Raw genomic sequence first — 15,802 nt, 5'->3', positions numbered from 1 at the left:
CTCGATGTGCGAGACCAGCAGCGGCCCTAGTTCGCGAAAAAAGCGGCTTCGTCTCCGAGCGCCGTGTCGATCTGCTTGGCAAGCCAGCCGACCTGGAGCAGCTTGACGACGTTAACCTTCGTGAGCGGCGGAGCCGTCAGGTCTCCCAGTGAGAGGCTGTCATCCCACTTCCAGCCGACGATGGCTGCAGCGAGAAGATCAACGGTGTTGTCCTCGATCTTCTCCGCCGTCATCGAGTTGCGACCGCCACGCAGAGCCTTGTTCTTGATTGTGCGCTCCACCGCCTTCACCCGGTCATCCTCGAGGCTGACGCATTCGATTTGGAGGCCGATGGGCTCTCCCGATGCCGGGTGCTTGATTTCGATGGTGATTGTCGTCGGCTGGATAGCCAGGATGTCCATGCGGATCTCCGAAATTGATTAGGTGATGTTGGCCGTCGCCGCGGACGTTGCAGTGGCATTGCCGGCGCCATTGGTGCCTGTCACAGCAACTGAGATCGCCTTGGCCGCGTCGCCGGCAACGAGCGTGTAGGTCAAGCCCGTGGCGCCGGAGATGTTCGTGCCGTCGCGCTTCCACTGGTAGGCGAATGAAGGCTCACCAGACCAACGGCCAGGAACGGCCGTCAGCACAGACCCCTGCGTGAGAACGCCAGCGATAGAAGGCAGGAGCGCATTGGCGGGTGCCACGAGCGACTGGGGGTTCACCACGATTTCGCGCTGGACGAGACCGAGGGTGTAAACCTCCAGGATAAAGTCCTCGTTCCGGCCGTTCGGGCGCGTCGGGCCAGCGACCAGCCCGCGGTTGTAGTAGACCGTGTTCGTGTGGTTCCCGTCGGGGGCATCGAGGTCCTCGAACTTGAACGCGTAGAAGAACTTGGTGATGGCTGCCGCGCGGAGCGCGACTTGGCCGGCGTCCGTCGGGTTGCGGGCGCATTCGATCGTCGGATCACCGGCGTTCGAAATACCCTTCTGCTTCTGCGTCATGTCGGTCGCGAGCTCATCATAGCTCACGACGTTCGTGTTCACGCCGGACTCGCCGACCGAGCCGACATTGCCAACCTCGATCCAGGTCAGAGCCTCGAACTGGCTCTGGTCGAGATTGGCAGGCTGCGGGGTCGTGCAGAAATAGACCTTCCGGCCCTTGTTGGTATTCGCCATGGCGAGATCTCCTTGGATCGTAGTGGCGGGTGGACGCGCCGGCTGGCCGGCTGGCTATGCGAAAACTTCGTAGGCGACGGTCACCGGCACCTGCCAATGGGTATCGTCGGCGAACGCGGGGCCGACGTCTGGGGCCTTGGTGACACGTGTCGTGATGCCACCTGACCGCATGGGCAGATCGGGCTGGAAGTGCTCTGCCACCTTGCCAGCGATTTCCGTGGCCGCTGACGCGCCCGCGCTCAAAGGGGTGAAGACATCCACCTGCAGAAGGCCAACCCGCTGGTGGGGCTCTGCGGAGCCGAGGAACAGGCGCCGGTTGGTGTTCGGGAGATGAGAGGCCCGGAGATAGCTGGCTGGCTTCGGGTTCATCGAGACGTTGGGCCACGCGATTGGCAGGGCTGGCGAATGCGCGAAGGCCGCAAGCCGCGCGAACAGGGCCTGCTCGATGTTGCCCTCTATCGTGGCCACAACCATGCTGATAGATTCCTCGTATGAAGCCGCTCAGCGACAATCAGGCCCATGATCTTCTGACCGAGGCGCGCCGTGCGCTGGGCAATGCCCCCGGCTCGACCGTTCGTGCCGACACGGCCCTGAAGGCCGCCCGCCAGGCGCTGTCCGGCCTTGCCCTCGCCTTGCTGGTCGCGTCCGAAAGCGGATCTGACCAGGTCCCAGGCATCACAGGCCCAGGCGGCTCTTAAGCTCGGCCGCCTTGCCGTCCACGATCTCCGGCCATTGCTGCGCGGCGGTTCTCACAAACGCGTCTGGCGTCTGCCCGCGCGCGCCATACTCGCGGTGCGCTGCATAGGCGGCGGTGTAGCCGAGATAGATCGTATCGCCGAGTTCGGAGCCGGCGATCACCGCCTCGATCACCCCGGCATCAAATGCGTAGGTCTGTCCCTCCACCGGCCCCTTCTTCGGGTCGATGAGTGGCATGGCGGACGTCGAGGCCATCAATGAAGCGCGGAGGAAGCCAGTGTCGACGCGCATGCGACCGCCGGCATTCCGTGTCGTCTGCGCCCGCGCCGCAAGTTCCTGCACGCTGGCCTTGAACACGGCCTCCTGGGCGCCCTTCACCTTCCTCACCCAATCGGCGACCTGGGTGGCGAAGGAGAGGTTGGCCATCAGGCAGCCTCTGCCTTGAAGCGCTCCACGACCGAGGCGAAATAGTCGATGTCATAGCTCACGACGCAGCGGCAGCCGCTGATCTCGGAGATCGGCGCGCGCGGGTCGCACGGAAACCGGAGCGTGGCACCCGACGGAGATTGGAACACGCCATCCATCGGAACCTTCTGCCCGTTCAAGACCCGGTGGGTATGGCGCACCCGGTTGTCGCCGGCCGATCGCCAGATCTTCGTGACGTCCTCGACGCGGATCTTGCCGGCGGCGATCTGCTGTCGGATAGCGTCGTCCCGGCCCTTGCTCAGGGCCATCATGGTCTCGGTGCGGGCGAGGAATTCGCCACGGAGTTCGAGAAGCCTATCGCTGTAGCGCCCGACGATCTTCGTTATCGTCTCGGCGTCCAGCGGCTTGCCTGATTTGATGGCTGCCAAGATCGTTCGGTCGAAGCGCTTGTCGCGGCGCTCGCGCCCAAGATAGGCCCGCAACTGCGCCGGATCGCCGGACATCAGTTCCTGCCTGGCATTGGCGACATACCGCTCCTGCGCCGACGTGACGCCGATGATACCGCCCTCGCGCTGGCCGGTGACACGGTTGACGCGGCCCACGACGTTGAGGGCGGTCGAGCGCGGGTTCTGCCCCTCTGCCAGCCCCTCGCTGAGCGCAAGCCGGACGGCAACACGCTGATCGTCGAGGATGGCGGTGACCAAGGCCGACGAGTGCTCGCGCAGCCAGGTCTCGGCCTCCAGGTTGCGAACACCGAACCGGAAGACGACACGCCCGCCCTCATGATCACGCACCTTTGGCAGGCTCCCTACCGTCGCCATGCCGCCCGAGTTGTAGGCGTCGGCCAACCGCAGTTCGAGTTTGGAGAATGCGGCGGGATCCAGTTGCAAAGCCTGCAGCGCCCCCTCGATATCGCCGCGCTCCAACCGCTCGACGACGATGTTGAGGACGACGGTGTTCACGATGTCGGCGATGGCCTCCATGAAAGCCGCGCGGACGGCCTCTTCCTGGGTGGCAAGAAGGCCTTCGATGAGGTCTCGATCGGACCGACGGGCCATCGGCTACCCCGCGCACCACGCCTTCCACGCAACCGGGTCGCCGGCGGCGGGAATAGGCGTGAGGTTGGTGATGGAACGGACGGCGCCATCAATCACGAGCTTGTCGGAGAGCAGCGGCGTGACCTCAGGGACGGCGAACATCACCATGTCCCCGGTTTCGACGATCAGCACGCCGTTCTCATACCGCTGGTGCTCTCGGGTGACGGTGGCCTTCAAATCATAGGTCGCCTGCGTCGGCGGGCCCGGCTCCCAAGGCGTGGCAGGGTCTGGCGCGCCTGGAGTGACGCGGATGAGCTGAACGACGCCCTGTTTGAACTCGCTGAGCAGCTCGGTCGCGACGTCCTGCATCTCATCGTAGAAGCCCACGTCACACCCTCAGCAAGTCAACTGAAGCGCCGCTGGACCGGGCGAGAAGACTGGACAGGATATCGTCGACAACGGTGAGCGTCGGCCTCTGAGAGGATACGCTACCGCCGCCGGCATACGTGACATCCACGGCGCCCTCGACACGGGCACGGACCTTCACCTTGCCAGGGGTGACCGACGGTGAAAGGCTCCCTGGCGACACCAGTTCCGCGAGCGCCATCTCGTAAGCAGCCTGCAGGATCTCGATCGGCACCTCGTAGGGGGCGATAGCATCGCCCTCTGCGTCCACCGCATCGATACGCGGCCAGCCCAGATCTTGCGCACGGCCGCCAGCCTTACGGCCCGGATAGCGGGCGGAATAGCGCCCGTCCAGTGCGGCGCTAGCGCGGAAGAGTGCGGCGGTGCGCTGCGTATCGGTCACGCCGGCAGCAGACCAAGCGGCGTTCCCGTGGACTGCATGATAGGACAGCGCGTCGTCCAGAGAGCCGTAGTGGGACATGGTCATCCCTTGTGCCTTAGCGTCACGATCTGGCCGCCCGTGTGGACGTCGAGTTCCCTCGCGACCTCAACGGCCCGCTCGGCGGTCGCGCCCATTGCCATCGCCCCAAGTGCAAACTTCTCTCCGGAGCCGACAGCGGCAAACTCGGCTTCGAATGGGACCAAGACACCCTTTGAGCCCACATAGAAAGTTTGGCTGCCACGGACGAGAATGCCGTCGCTGTCGCCGAGCTCGGGACAATCTCCTTCCGCGCCAGCTTCGATCCACTGAACGAAGCGGTGGCAGGCTTCGATCGACCCGCTCGTCCCACCCATCGTCGAGCCGCAGGTAGCGATCTTCTGCGCCTGCCCTGCTCTGGCATTGCCACTGCTAATGAGGCTGTCAGCGGCGAGAACGCCATCCCGGTAGGCGATCGTCGTCACGCGGCGCTACCGCCCTGCGCGGCCGCATACTGTTCGAGCAGCTTGGCCCGGCCGGTCTTATGGTGAGGTGCCTTGCCAGTCGCGGCCTCGATGGCTGCACGGAGCTCGTCATCGGTCAGCTCAACATCACCGACGGCTGGGTCGGTCTCTGCCACGGACGAGACGACGCCCCAGCCGAGACGCTGATGTTCCGCAACGGTCGATGGATGTACCGAGAGCTCAGCGCCATCCTTGGTCATGAGAACGAGCATTTCTGAAACTCCGATGATCTCAGTGACGAGGCCGATTTCCCGGCCTCGCTTCTCAGATCAGCCGAGCAGCGTCGCGAGGTGCGCGCCGTTCGGGACACCGACACCCCAGGCCATCGCGATCTCGTACTTGACCTGACGGTACTGGCGGTAAACCGAGACCTCGAAGGTGAGGCCACTGATCGGGTCCGTGATCGTGGTGCGGTCATCGGCGGAATCGCCGCCCTCCGGCAGGGCCGGCGCACGAGCGGCCAGAACGATAGCCGAGCGAGCGAAGGCGTAGTTGCCGGTGTAGCTGTTGCCAACGGTAAGGGCGTTGCCATCGGCTACGTTGACCAGCAGACCGGGCTTGCCCAGAGTGATGGTGCCGGGCGCAGCTACGCCGCCGTTCACAACATACTTGTTGGCAGAGTCCGCGGCGAAGGTGACAACGTCACCCGCCAGAACGGTGCCCGTGCCGGTCTTGAGCACGACGCTAGTCGCGCCGGCTGCGGAAGCGCCGTCGGTGACGTACGAGGCGCCCGTGCCCTTGGTGTGGGCCCGGATGCCCGCCGAGTTGCGGAGCGCGAAGCCCTGCACACGATCCGTCATGCCGTCTCGCAGCATGTCGCTCGATCCGGCCTCATTGACCTTGAACAGGACAGACTGCCTACCTCGCAGGTTGGCGATGCTGGTCGAATTCAGGACGAGCTGCAGGTCCGACAGTGGGGCGCCATTGTCTTCGAGAATCTTGCGGATGCCCGCGAAGTCCGAGAGGTCACCCACGTTCGCGAACGGGGTCGTGCCAGCAGTGCCATAGGCACGGGACGAACCCGCCTTGGCCGCCGCAGCGATGTCGACTTCGATCGCATTGACCAGCTTGCGCATGCCGTCGGCGAACTGGTCGCGAAGAATGTCGTTGAGCGTGCCGGTCGTACCGACGCCGCGCTGCTCTTCACCGGACCAAAGGATCGGCGCCGCCTTCGACTTGGTGATCTGGACGTCCACATAGCCGACGGTGGTGCCACCCGAGTTGGCCGGGTTCTGGCCGGGCGTCACATCTTCGAGGTCACCAGCCACACCGATCGGCGAGCGGACGGTCTGACCGACCGCAGCTCGTTCGACATTGCTGTCACGGCGAACGGCCGGGATGAAACCGACCATCTCGCGCGAGACGATGTTCATTGCTTCGTAAAGGGTCGGGATAATACCCGTAAGCGTATTGCTCGTAGCCATTAAGGCCTCCGATTTTTGAGCGTTTCAGGGATGGGAGGCCGTCGGCCTGGAAGTGCCCGTCGGGCGAACTCGTCGATCAGTCGACGAGGGTGATCTTGTCGACCGTCATCGCCTTGGACTGCGAGGCGGGGTCGAGTCTGTCGAAGTCGGCGCGCGTCATGGTCTTGCCGCCGCCGCGGTGATTGCCGCCCTTTGCTTCAGGGCCGGAAGGCTTGCCGAGATAGGCTTTGCCCTTTCCGCCGGACCAATCGCGGACGAAGTCACCGATGGCGACTTCGCCAAGGTCGGTCTCAACGATGGCCTTGCGATCGCCGGTATCGGTGCGCTGGACCTTCACGCTGCCACGCAGGCTCGCCAGGGCGCCGTCCAGTAGGTCTGGGTTCACGCCGATGTCGAGCAGCGCGTCCTTCAGCCCGCCGTCGATCAGGGTGCGATCGATATAGCCGTCGCGTTCGCCAATCTGCTTGTCGCGCTCGCCGAGTTCGCCGGCGTGCTTGGCCTTGAGGGCGTCGAGAGCTCGGGCGTGCTGGTCTTTGAGCGCCTGCAGCGCCTCGTCGGGCTTGCCGCCGTTGCCGGCCTTTAGCTGCGCCCACTCGTCGGGGTCGAAGTCCTCTGGCAGGCCATCGACACGAGCCTTGAGCTCTTCAGCCTGGCGCTTGTACTCGTCGCGCTTGCGGACGTTCTCACGGTTCGCCGTGATGACGCCGCGGACCTTGGGGTGATCATCAATCCCCTCGACGTCGAGGACGAACTTGTCCCCCTCCTCCTTGTAGAAATCCTTCTGGCCGTCCGGGATGTCATCCGCAGACGCATAGATGCTCTTGAGGCCCATCGGGCGGCTCCTGAATGTGGGAAAGCCCGGCTCGCGGGCAGGTGTCCGCCTGTTAGGCGGCCCGCGGCGTCAGTGCCGCGACTTCATCAGCGCTCGTGTCGCGCTCGATATTTTCTTGGTCAATCTGACCAAGCTCATCGTCGGCGGTGCGATCCGCAGGGATCAGTTCGCCGCGCTGGAATCGGTCGAACATGGTTCGCCAGGAGTAGGCCCCAGCCTGCCAGCCGGCGACGAGGGCCGTGATGTCCTGCGCCGAAAGGGCGTGGTCGAAGAAGTCGGTGACCGGCGTGACCTTCACCTCGTCTGGGTTCGCGCCCATCCAGACAGCGAGGTTCTTCAGGGCTCGCTCTAGGCCGGCTGCGCTGTTGAGCGCAATGGTCTTGAGGGTCGAGGTCTGATTGCCGAGCCGAAGCCGGATAGCCTCGCCGCTTTCGGCGGTGCGCTGGCTGTCCGAGAGGATCTGCGCGCCGAACACCACTGCTCGGCTTAATGCATCCTGGATCGCCTTCGATTGGGCTTCGAGGCCAGGGCCAGAGAATTCGAGGTACTTGGCGTCGCCGCCTGGCGGGAGCAGCCAGAGCTTGGAGCTTCCGAGCGTCGTCGGGGCCCGGCCGTTCTCAACCGCGTCTTTCGGATCATCGAACCCGATGGCAACCGGGGTCGGCTCGGATGTCATATGCAGGGCGAAGGAATAATCAGCGTCGATGCGGTAGACCCTCACCGCGAGCTTGGCGAGGCCGTAGAGGGGCACATCGTCAGGGGCGGCTGTCAGGTCGTTCGCACCGATGAACACGAACGGCATGCTATCGAGAGCCCGACGCTTTCGATCCTGCGCAACGATCTCTTCGTCCGCCACCCAACCGTTCTGAGTTTGGGTCCAGCGGCGGGCGGTATAGGCACCGTCCTGGATGAAGCATTCCAGGAACACATCTACCGTGTCCCAAGCGCCGGTTTCCCGGTTGCGAACAAGGCCCGTCTCGTCGAGGACGAGGAAGTCCGTTCGCCCGTCCGTCTCATCCCAGTTGATGATGGACTCGGCGACATAGCCCGCGAGATAGGGCGTGCCATCCTGAGCCACACCGGGCAGGACGCCATAGCGCCCGACGGTCATGAGCTCGATTGCGATGCGTCGGTGAAGGCCCTCAAGCGTCAGACCATCCCTGGTCGCCTTCTCGCGCAGCGGCTCCAGCGCAGACGGCAGTTCGATCGTTGATGGTTGGTCGAGGATCGTGCCGACCGCGCCACGAACGGTAGGCGCGACGAGCTCCGGGAATTCGGCGCGCATACGATACGCGTCGTAGGCTTTCTGACGCGCTATCGGGTCGATTATCGCCGCCTGCCCTGACTTCATCGGCAGGTAGATTTCGCCTCGCGCCTTGACCGCATCCTCGCCGTCGAATGCATCGCGCATCAGGCGCCAGAACGGCGCAAAGGCGAGGTAGAGCGGGTGCTTGGTGGTTGGGTCGAATGCCATGCTCAGAAGAATCCAGTCTCGATCACGGCAGCGCGGCCCTGGCGCTTGATCATAGGCCCGACGGCATATCGCAGCGCGTCGATGTAGTGGTTGTTTGCATCCAGGATGTCCGGAAGGACATCGCCTGACCGCTTGTCGACCTTGTAGCTGTAGAGCCTGAACTCTCGGGCGGTCTGCTCGCAGCGAGGGTGCACGACGACCTTCTCGAAGTTGCGGAGGAAGGCGACGCCGTCCTCTACGCTCCCCTTCCATTTTTCGACCGGCTCCGAACGAGGAAGCCCATGTCGCCGAATGTGGCTGATGCCTTCAGGCCTGGCGTTGTCCCAACGCGTCGCATACCTGGCAAAATCCGGGATCTTCCCACCGATGTACTTCGCGTAGTCGTCGAGCTCCAAGGCGGTCTTGCCGGCCTCATACTCGACCCAAAGTCGGGCGTCTCCGATCCAACATCTCACCGCGGCCGTTGGGTCCTGGCTGAAGCCAAAGTCACCACCCTGGTAGGGGCCGTCCCAATGCGTCTGCGGCTCGAACTCATCGACGGTGAACTTGCCGGCGAAGATCTGCGCATCCGTGAGGGTTAGGAATGCCCCCTCCCAGACGTGATCATACGTCTCCGGCCGAAGGCGCTTGTCCTCTAGCCGCTGATGGTTGAGGACAGCCGGAAACCATGGGTTATCCGACCAATTGATATCTGAGACTTCACAGTCATCGGACTGATTGATGATGAAGCGCCGGTGGGTGGCGCTGTCCGGGCTCTCAGGGTTGTAGCTGACCCAGTTCTCGACGTACCAACCTGGGCCTTCGTCACGCAACGTCGGGATCAGCTTGCGCCAGGCAACCTCCGAGACATTCTCGGCCTCGTCCGTCCAATTCCCGATGATCCGGGCCTTAGACTTGATGCTATCGAGGTTGTGCCGCAGCCCGGCGAAGGCATAGGATATCCGCCGGTTTCTGGTGCGAATATACTTCTCACCGATATCGAAATACCCGGCTAGCCACGGCTCTGAACGAATCGCGGCCTTGATCTCCTCCATCGAGCTTTCATCAAGGCTGTTCAGATGCTCGCGAGACGCGAGAAATACGCCTTCAACCCCCATCTCCGCGAGTTGGTAGATGCGGATCGCGGAGCGCTTGGCTAGGCCTCTCGTTTTGCCGGAACCTCGCCCGCCCTTGAAGACCCGCGTTCTCGCTGGGACGGCGAAATTGCGCGTGAGCTTTGGTAGCTCCTCAACCCGTACCTTCATCATCCATCTGAGGCGTGACGAACTCAATCACGGTGGGCGATGGGGTCATGCTTCCATCGCTAGAGGTAAGGTCGAGAGCCTGCGGCGGCTTCCCATAGGCGCGATCCAGGATCGCTGTAGCTGCGGAGACGCGAGCGGCCGGAGGGGCGGCAGTGTCAGCGTGGATTGCCGCCAGTGTGGCCAGCGCCTCTTGGGCGTGTTCCTTGGCCATCTCCGAAAGGGCGCGCTTTGCTGCGCCGACTTTCCCAGGCTTCCGCCCTGCTCCGGGGCGAGCGCCGCCGTGCTTGGCTGCCATATTTGAAACCCTTGTTTGTTTTTCGAGGCCCTAGGCCTCTCCGGCGGTCTCGCCGATCTCATCTTCGGAGAAGTCGTTGGCGATGCGACGGAGCCAGTCTGCAAAGCCCTGGGGCCTGCCCAGCACGTCGTAGGCCTCGACAATCAGGAGCGCGGCGGTAACTGCCGGTTCGGAGGGCGTCTCGGTGGTAGTCATAGAGCCCCTGTTTCGAGCGCACGTTCACCGTTGGCGTCTACCTGCGCCGCGAAAGCGCGAAGCCAATCGGCGAACGCCTGAGCAGTAAGCCCCGTGGCTTGGTAGGCGCGGATGATGTGAGCTGAGGCGAAGGCGGGCACGTCGTTGGCCATGCAGTCCTCATGGCAAAGCACCGCCTGGATATCCGGGCGGCAACACTAGATTCCACGCATGGTTTTGATGGCGGGAAGCCGACGAGGCTCTTCCCTAAGGGCCGGCGAGCACCCAGGCGGGTCCGCTGCTGAACACCCCAAATCGTCAATGAACCAGAATCTAGTTCATTCTCCCGTTGGTTGCAAGTGCGGAACGGGCGGCCCGAAGACCGCCCCCATTCCGATTCGACTCTTTGTTGAGCCAAGGACATACTCAACCCGTGAGGCCTAAGGCGGCCCTAAGCCAACAGGGGAACCTAACCTTGGACACCCTCACAGCCCGGCCCTGCTCCCTATGCGCAGACCCACTGGTGTCAGCCAGAAGAAGCAGGAGGCAGCCGGGGCCGGCCAACACTGTCTGCAGCAGCGAAGGCCGGGCCGATGCATCGATGAACGGCGGCAGATATTCCGTTCGATCGAGGCCAGTAAACCTCAACCCGAAAGGCTGAGGCGCGCCGAGGCCGGAGGGCAGATCCATGATGCGGATCACCAACCGGACGATTGAGATCAAGATTGACGTTGCATCCTGCCTTTGGGCAATCGCAGCGATCTTGCATATCCTGATCTAGTCGGAGCGGGGCCGCCCTAACCAGCGGTCCCGTTTCCGTTTTGCCTGCCATGACCCGGCACGCCCGGCCACACCATGGCTCGCCTCGCCTGAACCTCCGAAGAAGCGCGGGGTTGAGTACGAGAACTCCCGCCGTAACTCGTATCGCCGCTAAGCTACTCGAAGAGCCAGAGCTTTGGTGTGCTGTGCCGAAGCCTGCCCGACATCATGGTCAATCTGGCTCGCCCAGACGGTCGACATCGCGAGAAGAGCGTGGATCGTTTCCATCTCCTTCGCGTCTGGAACCACGTTGTACCCGATCCTAAGAGACAGGTCGTAGATGTGATCCAATACCGCTTTCATTGTCCCGGTCGCGGCGTGGATCTCATTGAGCGCGTCGCGGCCATCGCCAACACGGTCTGCGTCGATGGCCCTGGGGTGGACATTCATGCTGCTACCTCACCGCCAGAGAGAACCTTGGGACGAACGACTACGGCGAACTCGTTGCCGCCATCGCGTTCTGCTCGCCAGAATGCAGCCCGGACATCCGGGTCGCGAAACAGGGCGGAGAGTGGCGTTGGGGATGGGTGCGTATTCATGCTGCCATCACCTTCGCCAGATGAGCGAGCCCCTTCGGCGTCACCCGGACCTGCTCGATGATCTTCTCGGAGCCGTCCGGCCGCGTGACCGTGTTCACCTTGTGCTCAAGAAGACCGGCCATGACCTTCGACTGGTAGCCAAGGTCGTGGGATGTCCCCGGCCGACGATAGATCCAGTGGTGCTGTCGGAGGAAGGCAAACAGTTCGCTCGGGCGCCGCTGAAGCGCCTTTGCCGTGTCCGTCACGCACAGGGAGCCCTCGGCCGTCGATATCCTATCGAGAGCTTCCGCCTTCGGCTTCAGTTCCTCGACGCGACTCTCAAGCTCCTTGTTCACCTCGATCAGTTGCAACGCCACGGCGGTGAGCTGCTTCGGGTCGCGCAGGTTTACGTTGGCGACTGCCGCCGCCGAGCGGAGCTGGGCCTCCATGAGGTTGAACGCCTCGATGTACTTCAGCTTCCACTTCAGGGCCTTCTGGCCGGTGAACCCCATCGCCAAGAGGGTGAACCCGTCGCGGTCCATCTCGAAATACGCGACGCTCTCTCCAGTTAAGTCATTGATTTTAAACGGTCGAAAATTGGACCGGGCCAAGGAGGGCTCGGAGGCGATGAGGTTCCTCACTGCCTCGTTGACGTGTTTCACCTCTTTGCCGAAAAAGTGGGCCACGTCCCGACTGGTCGCAAAGACCTCGCCGTCCTTGGCGAAAACGATGGGGTTGCGTTCCGCCTCGTGCGGGAGCATTTCTGTGGTCGTCATCTTCAGTCGTCCTATGGCTGATGGTGAGATGCACCGCCATGCAAGGCGGTCGTGTCGCTGGAAGCGGCGGGGATCTGGGCGTCCAAACCTTCCCCCGTCGCTTCCGTGGCGCCGTAAAGACGCTGAAGAACACTCACAACTTCTGCATTCACAGATCGGTAGTTCGCCTTCGCCGCTACGGCGAGGCGCGTCCGTAAGCCGTTAGGCAAGCGAACCATGATTTTATCCAACTCCCTACTCGGGGCGGCAGCCATCGGCGTCTCCTCTTTGCTGGCCTAGTGCCAATATCGGCCTAGTGCCAACATTGTGTCAAGCGCCCTATTGGCCTAAGGCCAGTAAAAAGGGGAGAGTTATGTCTCAAGACACGCCCAGTCGGGTTTTGGATAAGATCGTGATCCGGGTCCCGGATGGTTTGCGCGATAGGATCGCTGCCGCCGCCCGCGCGAATAACCGCAGCGTTAATGCTGAGCTGGTCCAATTGCTGGAAGCGACCTACCCACCGGAATCGACAATCGAGGACGTGATCTACTGGGCTCACTATGTGACCGACCAGTTCGAGGATGCCCCGCAGTATTCAAAGCTCCAGCTTCTCCGAGAAGCTCTGATGGAACTGGCCAAGAAATTGGACCAAGGGCGGCGTGAAGGATATCCGCCTCGCGAAGAGGATGAATGGCGGAAACAACTTGGTTTACCCGCCGATAGCACAGAGACCGCGGAGACCAGCCCCGCCCCGCCCCTTAAGCCCAAACGACGCGTTATCCGGCTGCCGAAGAAGCCCGACGACTCGACTTCCGACTAGCGCTGGGCGAAGCTAGCTTCCTTGCGGATGTCTTGGAGGGGCCGATGAAGGTGCTACATTTCTTAGCGGCGCTTGCTGTCATCGCCACATCAGCCACCGCTGAGGAAGCGACGCCCGTCCAACGCGCCGCAGAAAAGATGTTCGAGGACGCCTTCACATACATGGGCGTGGCCTACATTTGCCAGGATGCGATTGGCGCGGCGTATTATCACTCCGCCCGGTCGATTGCTGAGCAGGTTGTGCGTAAAGCCGTCAAGTCTGATGCCGACGCCGTCGTCATAGTTGATGACTTCGACAAACGGACCCGACGCGAAAACAAAAAGCGAGCGCCGGCTGCCAATTACGAAAAATGCATGGACACCCTTATGGAAGCCCAGACCAATTCCAGAGTGTCCAGGGCGCGCTTTGATAAAGCGGTAGAAGCCTCTTCCCCACGGAAATAACGCCTCGACATCCAATCTCACCTAAGCGAAGCTCGCCCCCTGCTTGGGAGGGCGCCAAATGAGATTGATCATCCTGTCCGTTACCGCGGCGTCGGTGCTCGCTGGCTGTCAGAGCACCGATTTCATGACCGCCAACTACAAGGGCATAGAGCCGATCTCCTACACGGTTCTCCCTGAAGGCCCCCGCTATGTAGCAAACGCTAGCACTGGCACCACCGAAGACCGGGCCAGAGTTTACGAGATCTTCGACAATCCATCAGAATCGAAGCTGTTGATTACTGCCACAAAGTCCACCGCGATCATGTCCGGAGTTGCCGCCGGAGTGATTGGTTATGGGGTAAGCACGGACGCGCCCCCGGTGGCCTACCGGGATGCAGCGGAAGCTTGGCTAGCCTCTCAGAACAGGAAATGCACAGCACGCGACACCACCTCTGTCGCGAAGGCAGCATATGAAGTTCGCTATTCATGCGAACAGCCGCCCCAGCCCAAGACCTAACCTCCCCTACTCGGCCGCATCCAGCCAATCCACTGGCACCTCCACCGGGGCCTCGCCGCCGAACAGTTGCATCATGACTCGAACGAGGCCGCGCCCGGTGACGTTTTCGACCATGCCGTGATAGCCAGCGAACGGCCCGCGTAGAGCCTGGACCTTGAGGCCGGCCGGGAATCGCATGGCCGTGGTCTCCCGATGCGTTCGGCCCTCTTGGCGGCGTTTGATCCGCGCCTCGCGGGTGTCGTCGAAGATCATATTCGCTTCCGCGGCACGCAGATCAGTCACCAGATCGCTGGAAACAGCCCATGGGCGACCATTCAGTGACAGCACGCTACCGACGGCGTCGCAATCCCGCAGCGCCGGCCAGCGGTCATCTGAGGCGATTTGCACGAAGGCGTAGCCAGTGAACAACGGAAAGGCGCGGGTGTATTTCTTCTTCGTGCGGTGATGGATGATCTCGCGGCGGAGTTTCGGCAGGTAGCAGGCAAAGCCCTCCTCCTGCATCTCCTGTTCGAATGCGGTCTCGTCCGGCCGCGCTGGGCGGCATGGTCGGCTCTTGGCATCGCGGGTGGCGCCTGGGGCGAGGCGGACGACGTACCAGTCTTTCATTGGGCTTGTTCCTGATTTCGAGTTCCTCCCTCTTCGTCAGGTTGGGGGGTGACGTCGGTTGCGCCGACGGCGTCACTCCGGCGGATCAGGCAGCGGCTGCCAATGGGTTGGTTGGTAGGCGTCGCTATAGCCACGGAAAGCGCGGCCTTGAAACACCCAGAAGCCTTCTTCGTGGCGATGGCCGATAACCACATTCGGATGTGTTTTCGACAATCCCTCCAGCGGGAAGTAAAGAAGCACATCCCCGCTAGTCGGCGCGCTGGAAATCGGACGCCAGCTGTTTCGGCGGACAGTGACGACCGCCCGTCGCAGGGCCTCGTCCATGCGGGAGTGGATCGCCTCGTTTGTCCGGTCGATGGCTGCCTGCATTTCAGGGGATACAGACTCATCGTCTTTGAACAGAAACGTGTTGCTCATCCCTTTGTCTCCTGAAGGGCGGCGTCGATGCCTGCGTCCCAGACATCTTCGCCATACATGCGCAACATGTCAGGGGCTGCGGCTGCTCGCTCCGCAATCTTCTGTTCGACGGCGACGACGACCGCCTTGGTCGGATCACGCATTGCTTCGATCGCCGCGCGGGCGGCTTCGTCTATCCCAACGATGAACGCCGATGCGACTGCCGGTGCCAGCCCTGTTGCGTCCACCTTGATGTTTGCTCGCAGAACTGCCGCCACGCGCTCGATCATTGTGTCGGTCATTGGGTGGGGTCCTCGTCATCGGCGGTGAGATCCGCGAGAGTGACGGATTCACCCCTCCGCAGGCGGTGCATGACATCTTCTGGCAAGCCCAAAGCGGCGCGATGCCCGTCGACATACCCGGACCGGTAGACTGCATTCGCAAACTCGGGGATCCCATGGTTGATCCCGTACTGCTCGATATCGGTTGGGACGTTGATCTCCCCAACAGGGTGCCGAGCCGCCTTGACGGCAGCCGTCATAGCGACTTCCCAAGACTGCCAGCACTCATCCACTTTGCTGGCCCGGGCAGCCGGGTCGCGGTACCCCTCCCCGACAATCGTTGCGTCTGAGGCTGCACGACACATTCGCTCAATCAGCCCGCTGGGTCGAACTACTTCCATTTTGGAAGTGGTTGTCTCTGCCATCTTCCTCGTCCTTCCTATGCTGCGGTGGTGGGGTGGGGCTATGGCGGAGGTTGGTGGCCAGCTCGAACCTACCGTCCTCGAATTCCTCGCGTGGCCTGACCCAGATCTGACCGTCGTCCAAACTGCGGTAGACGGCG

General features: G+C 62.6%; 27 protein-coding genes. 4 read left to right on the top strand and 23 right to left on the bottom strand.

Translation table 11 applies throughout. The features are described 5' to 3' along the window. Positions 1-26: 26 nt before the first annotated feature. From WFK98_RS26960 to WFK98_RS26950, 3 genes are read right to left on the bottom strand one after another with little or no spacing between them, the layout of a single operon-like run. The gene (locus WFK98_RS26960; protein ID WP_336802476.1) at positions 27-401 is read right to left on the bottom strand and encodes a hypothetical protein; all 375 of its coding nucleotides are present in this window, start codon (positions 399-401) and stop codon (positions 27-29) included. 18 nt (positions 402-419) lie between these two features. After that, positions 420-1,157 (bottom strand): hypothetical protein, encoded by a 738-nt coding sequence (locus WFK98_RS26955; RefSeq protein ID WP_336802475.1) that lies wholly within the window; start codon positions 1,155-1,157, stop codon positions 420-422. Positions 1,158-1,211: 54 nt separating this feature from the next. Further along, positions 1,212-1,631, bottom strand: a complete 420-nt coding sequence (locus WFK98_RS26950) for a phage tail terminator-like protein (protein ID WP_336802474.1) — start codon at positions 1,629-1,631, stop codon at positions 1,212-1,214. 17 nt (positions 1,632-1,648) lie between these two features. Between WFK98_RS26950 and WFK98_RS26945 the strand changes: the two genes are divergently transcribed. Next, a complete protein-coding gene (locus WFK98_RS26945; RefSeq protein ID WP_336802473.1) occupies positions 1,649-1,855 on the top strand; it encodes a hypothetical protein in 207 nt (68 codons plus the stop codon). Here WFK98_RS26945 and WFK98_RS26940 read toward each other — a convergent pair. From WFK98_RS26940 to WFK98_RS27425, 15 genes are all read right to left on the bottom strand, one after another. Next, complete coding sequence (locus tag WFK98_RS26940) at positions 1,833-2,279, bottom strand: HK97 gp10 family phage protein (RefSeq protein WP_336802472.1); 447 nt, start codon at positions 2,277-2,279, stop codon at positions 1,833-1,835. The two genes, WFK98_RS26945 and WFK98_RS26940, sit on opposite strands and share 23 nt — an antisense overlap. Next, the gene (locus tag WFK98_RS26935; RefSeq protein ID WP_336802471.1) at positions 2,279-3,337 is read right to left on the bottom strand and encodes a phage minor head protein; all 1,059 of its coding nucleotides are present in this window, start codon (positions 3,335-3,337) and stop codon (positions 2,279-2,281) included. The genes WFK98_RS26940 and WFK98_RS26935 overlap by 1 nt, the downstream gene beginning before the upstream one ends. A 3-nt stretch (positions 3,338-3,340) precedes the next feature. Continuing rightward, positions 3,341-3,703 (bottom strand): hypothetical protein, encoded by a 363-nt coding sequence (locus tag WFK98_RS26930; RefSeq protein WP_336802470.1) that lies wholly within the window; start codon positions 3,701-3,703, stop codon positions 3,341-3,343. Position 3,704: 1 nt separating this feature from the next. Beyond that, the gene (locus WFK98_RS26925; RefSeq protein WP_336802469.1) at positions 3,705-4,202 is read right to left on the bottom strand and encodes a DnaT-like ssDNA-binding protein; all 498 of its coding nucleotides are present in this window, start codon (positions 4,200-4,202) and stop codon (positions 3,705-3,707) included. A 2-nt stretch (positions 4,203-4,204) separates the two neighbouring features. Then, positions 4,205-4,624 (bottom strand): hypothetical protein, encoded by a 420-nt coding sequence (locus WFK98_RS26920; RefSeq protein WP_336802468.1) that lies wholly within the window; start codon positions 4,622-4,624, stop codon positions 4,205-4,207. Continuing rightward, positions 4,621-4,875 carry a hypothetical protein gene (locus WFK98_RS26915; RefSeq protein ID WP_336802467.1) on the bottom strand — a complete coding sequence of 85 codons (255 nt, stop codon included), beginning with the start codon at positions 4,873-4,875 and terminating at the stop codon, positions 4,621-4,623. The genes WFK98_RS26920 and WFK98_RS26915 overlap by 4 nt, the downstream gene beginning before the upstream one ends. Before the next feature lie 57 nt (positions 4,876-4,932). Beyond that, positions 4,933-6,087, bottom strand: a complete 1,155-nt coding sequence (locus tag WFK98_RS26910) for a P22 phage major capsid protein family protein (RefSeq protein ID WP_336802466.1) — start codon at positions 6,085-6,087, stop codon at positions 4,933-4,935. A gap of 76 nt (positions 6,088-6,163) precedes the next feature. Beyond that, complete coding sequence (locus WFK98_RS26905) at positions 6,164-6,919, bottom strand: hypothetical protein (RefSeq protein ID WP_336802465.1); 756 nt, start codon at positions 6,917-6,919, stop codon at positions 6,164-6,166. A 52-nt stretch (positions 6,920-6,971) separates the two neighbouring features. Beyond that, complete coding sequence (locus WFK98_RS26900) at positions 6,972-8,393, bottom strand: DUF4055 domain-containing protein (RefSeq protein WP_336802464.1); 1,422 nt, start codon at positions 8,391-8,393, stop codon at positions 6,972-6,974. 2 nt (positions 8,394-8,395) lie between these two features. Further along, complete coding sequence (locus WFK98_RS26895; RefSeq protein ID WP_336802463.1) at positions 8,396-9,640, bottom strand: PBSX family phage terminase large subunit; 1,245 nt, start codon at positions 9,638-9,640, stop codon at positions 8,396-8,398. A 322-nt stretch (positions 9,641-9,962) separates the two neighbouring features. Next, positions 9,963-10,127: a hypothetical protein gene (locus WFK98_RS26890; RefSeq protein WP_336802462.1), complete on the bottom strand. Its 165-nt coding sequence runs from the start codon at positions 10,125-10,127 to the stop codon at positions 9,963-9,965. Then, positions 10,124-10,279, bottom strand: coding sequence for a hypothetical protein (locus tag WFK98_RS26885; protein WP_336802461.1), 156 nt, complete (start codon positions 10,277-10,279; stop codon positions 10,124-10,126). The genes WFK98_RS26890 and WFK98_RS26885 overlap by 4 nt, the downstream gene beginning before the upstream one ends. 757 nt (positions 10,280-11,036) lie before the next feature. After that, positions 11,037-11,315, bottom strand: a complete 279-nt coding sequence (locus WFK98_RS26880; RefSeq protein ID WP_336802460.1) for a hypothetical protein — start codon at positions 11,313-11,315, stop codon at positions 11,037-11,039. A 145-nt stretch (positions 11,316-11,460) separates the two neighbouring features. After that, on the bottom strand, positions 11,461-12,219 hold the full coding sequence (locus tag WFK98_RS26875; RefSeq protein WP_336802459.1) for a phage regulatory protein/antirepressor Ant: 759 nt from the start codon (positions 12,217-12,219) through the stop codon (positions 11,461-11,463). 11 nt (positions 12,220-12,230) lie between these two features. Then, positions 12,231-12,473 (bottom strand): Arc family DNA-binding protein, encoded by a 243-nt coding sequence (locus tag WFK98_RS27425; RefSeq protein WP_442907486.1) that lies wholly within the window; start codon positions 12,471-12,473, stop codon positions 12,231-12,233. Positions 12,474-12,571: 98 nt separating this feature from the next. Here WFK98_RS27425 and WFK98_RS26870 point away from each other — a divergent pair, with 98 nt between their 5' ends. The 3 genes from WFK98_RS26870 to WFK98_RS26860 are packed head-to-tail and all read left to right on the top strand — an operon-like array spanning position 12,572 to position 13,957. Beyond that, positions 12,572-13,018 carry an Arc family DNA-binding protein gene (locus WFK98_RS26870; RefSeq protein WP_336802458.1) on the top strand — a complete coding sequence of 149 codons (447 nt, stop codon included), beginning with the start codon at positions 12,572-12,574 and terminating at the stop codon, positions 13,016-13,018. 44 nt (positions 13,019-13,062) lie between these two features. Continuing rightward, positions 13,063-13,461 (top strand): hypothetical protein, encoded by a 399-nt coding sequence (locus tag WFK98_RS26865; RefSeq protein ID WP_336802457.1) that lies wholly within the window; start codon positions 13,063-13,065, stop codon positions 13,459-13,461. A 58-nt stretch (positions 13,462-13,519) separates the two neighbouring features. Further along, entirely contained in the window at positions 13,520-13,957 is a 438-nt protein-coding gene (locus WFK98_RS26860; RefSeq protein ID WP_336802456.1) for a hypothetical protein, read from the top strand. A gap of 6 nt (positions 13,958-13,963) precedes the next feature. Here WFK98_RS26860 and nusG read toward each other — a convergent pair whose 3' ends face one another. From nusG to WFK98_RS26835, 5 genes are all read right to left on the bottom strand, one after another. Next, positions 13,964-14,563 carry a transcription termination/antitermination protein NusG gene (gene nusG / locus WFK98_RS26855; RefSeq protein ID WP_336802455.1) on the bottom strand — a complete coding sequence of 200 codons (600 nt, stop codon included), beginning with the start codon at positions 14,561-14,563 and terminating at the stop codon, positions 13,964-13,966. Positions 14,564-14,635: 72 nt separating this feature from the next. Continuing rightward, entirely contained in the window at positions 14,636-14,980 is a 345-nt protein-coding gene (locus WFK98_RS26850; RefSeq protein WP_336802454.1) for a DUF551 domain-containing protein, read from the bottom strand. After that, positions 14,977-15,261: a hypothetical protein gene (locus tag WFK98_RS26845; RefSeq protein ID WP_336802453.1), complete on the bottom strand. Its 285-nt coding sequence runs from the start codon at positions 15,259-15,261 to the stop codon at positions 14,977-14,979. The genes WFK98_RS26850 and WFK98_RS26845 overlap by 4 nt, the downstream gene beginning before the upstream one ends. Further along, a complete protein-coding gene (locus WFK98_RS26840; RefSeq protein WP_336802452.1) occupies positions 15,258-15,500 on the bottom strand; it encodes a hypothetical protein in 243 nt (80 codons plus the stop codon). Before WFK98_RS26840 ends, WFK98_RS26845 begins: the two co-directional genes overlap by 4 nt. A 109-nt stretch (positions 15,501-15,609) precedes the next feature. Continuing rightward, positions 15,610-15,802 (bottom strand): hypothetical protein (locus WFK98_RS26835; protein WP_336802451.1); only part of this gene is annotated, 193 nt, incomplete at its 5' end.

The organism is Kaistia sp. MMO-174, assembly GCF_037147815.1.
Classification (GTDB): Bacteria; Pseudomonadota; Alphaproteobacteria; order Rhizobiales; family Kaistiaceae; genus Kaistia; species Kaistia nematophila.
Note: the sequence above shows the minus strand (reverse complement) of the source record. Positions and strands in the feature narration are given on the sequence as shown.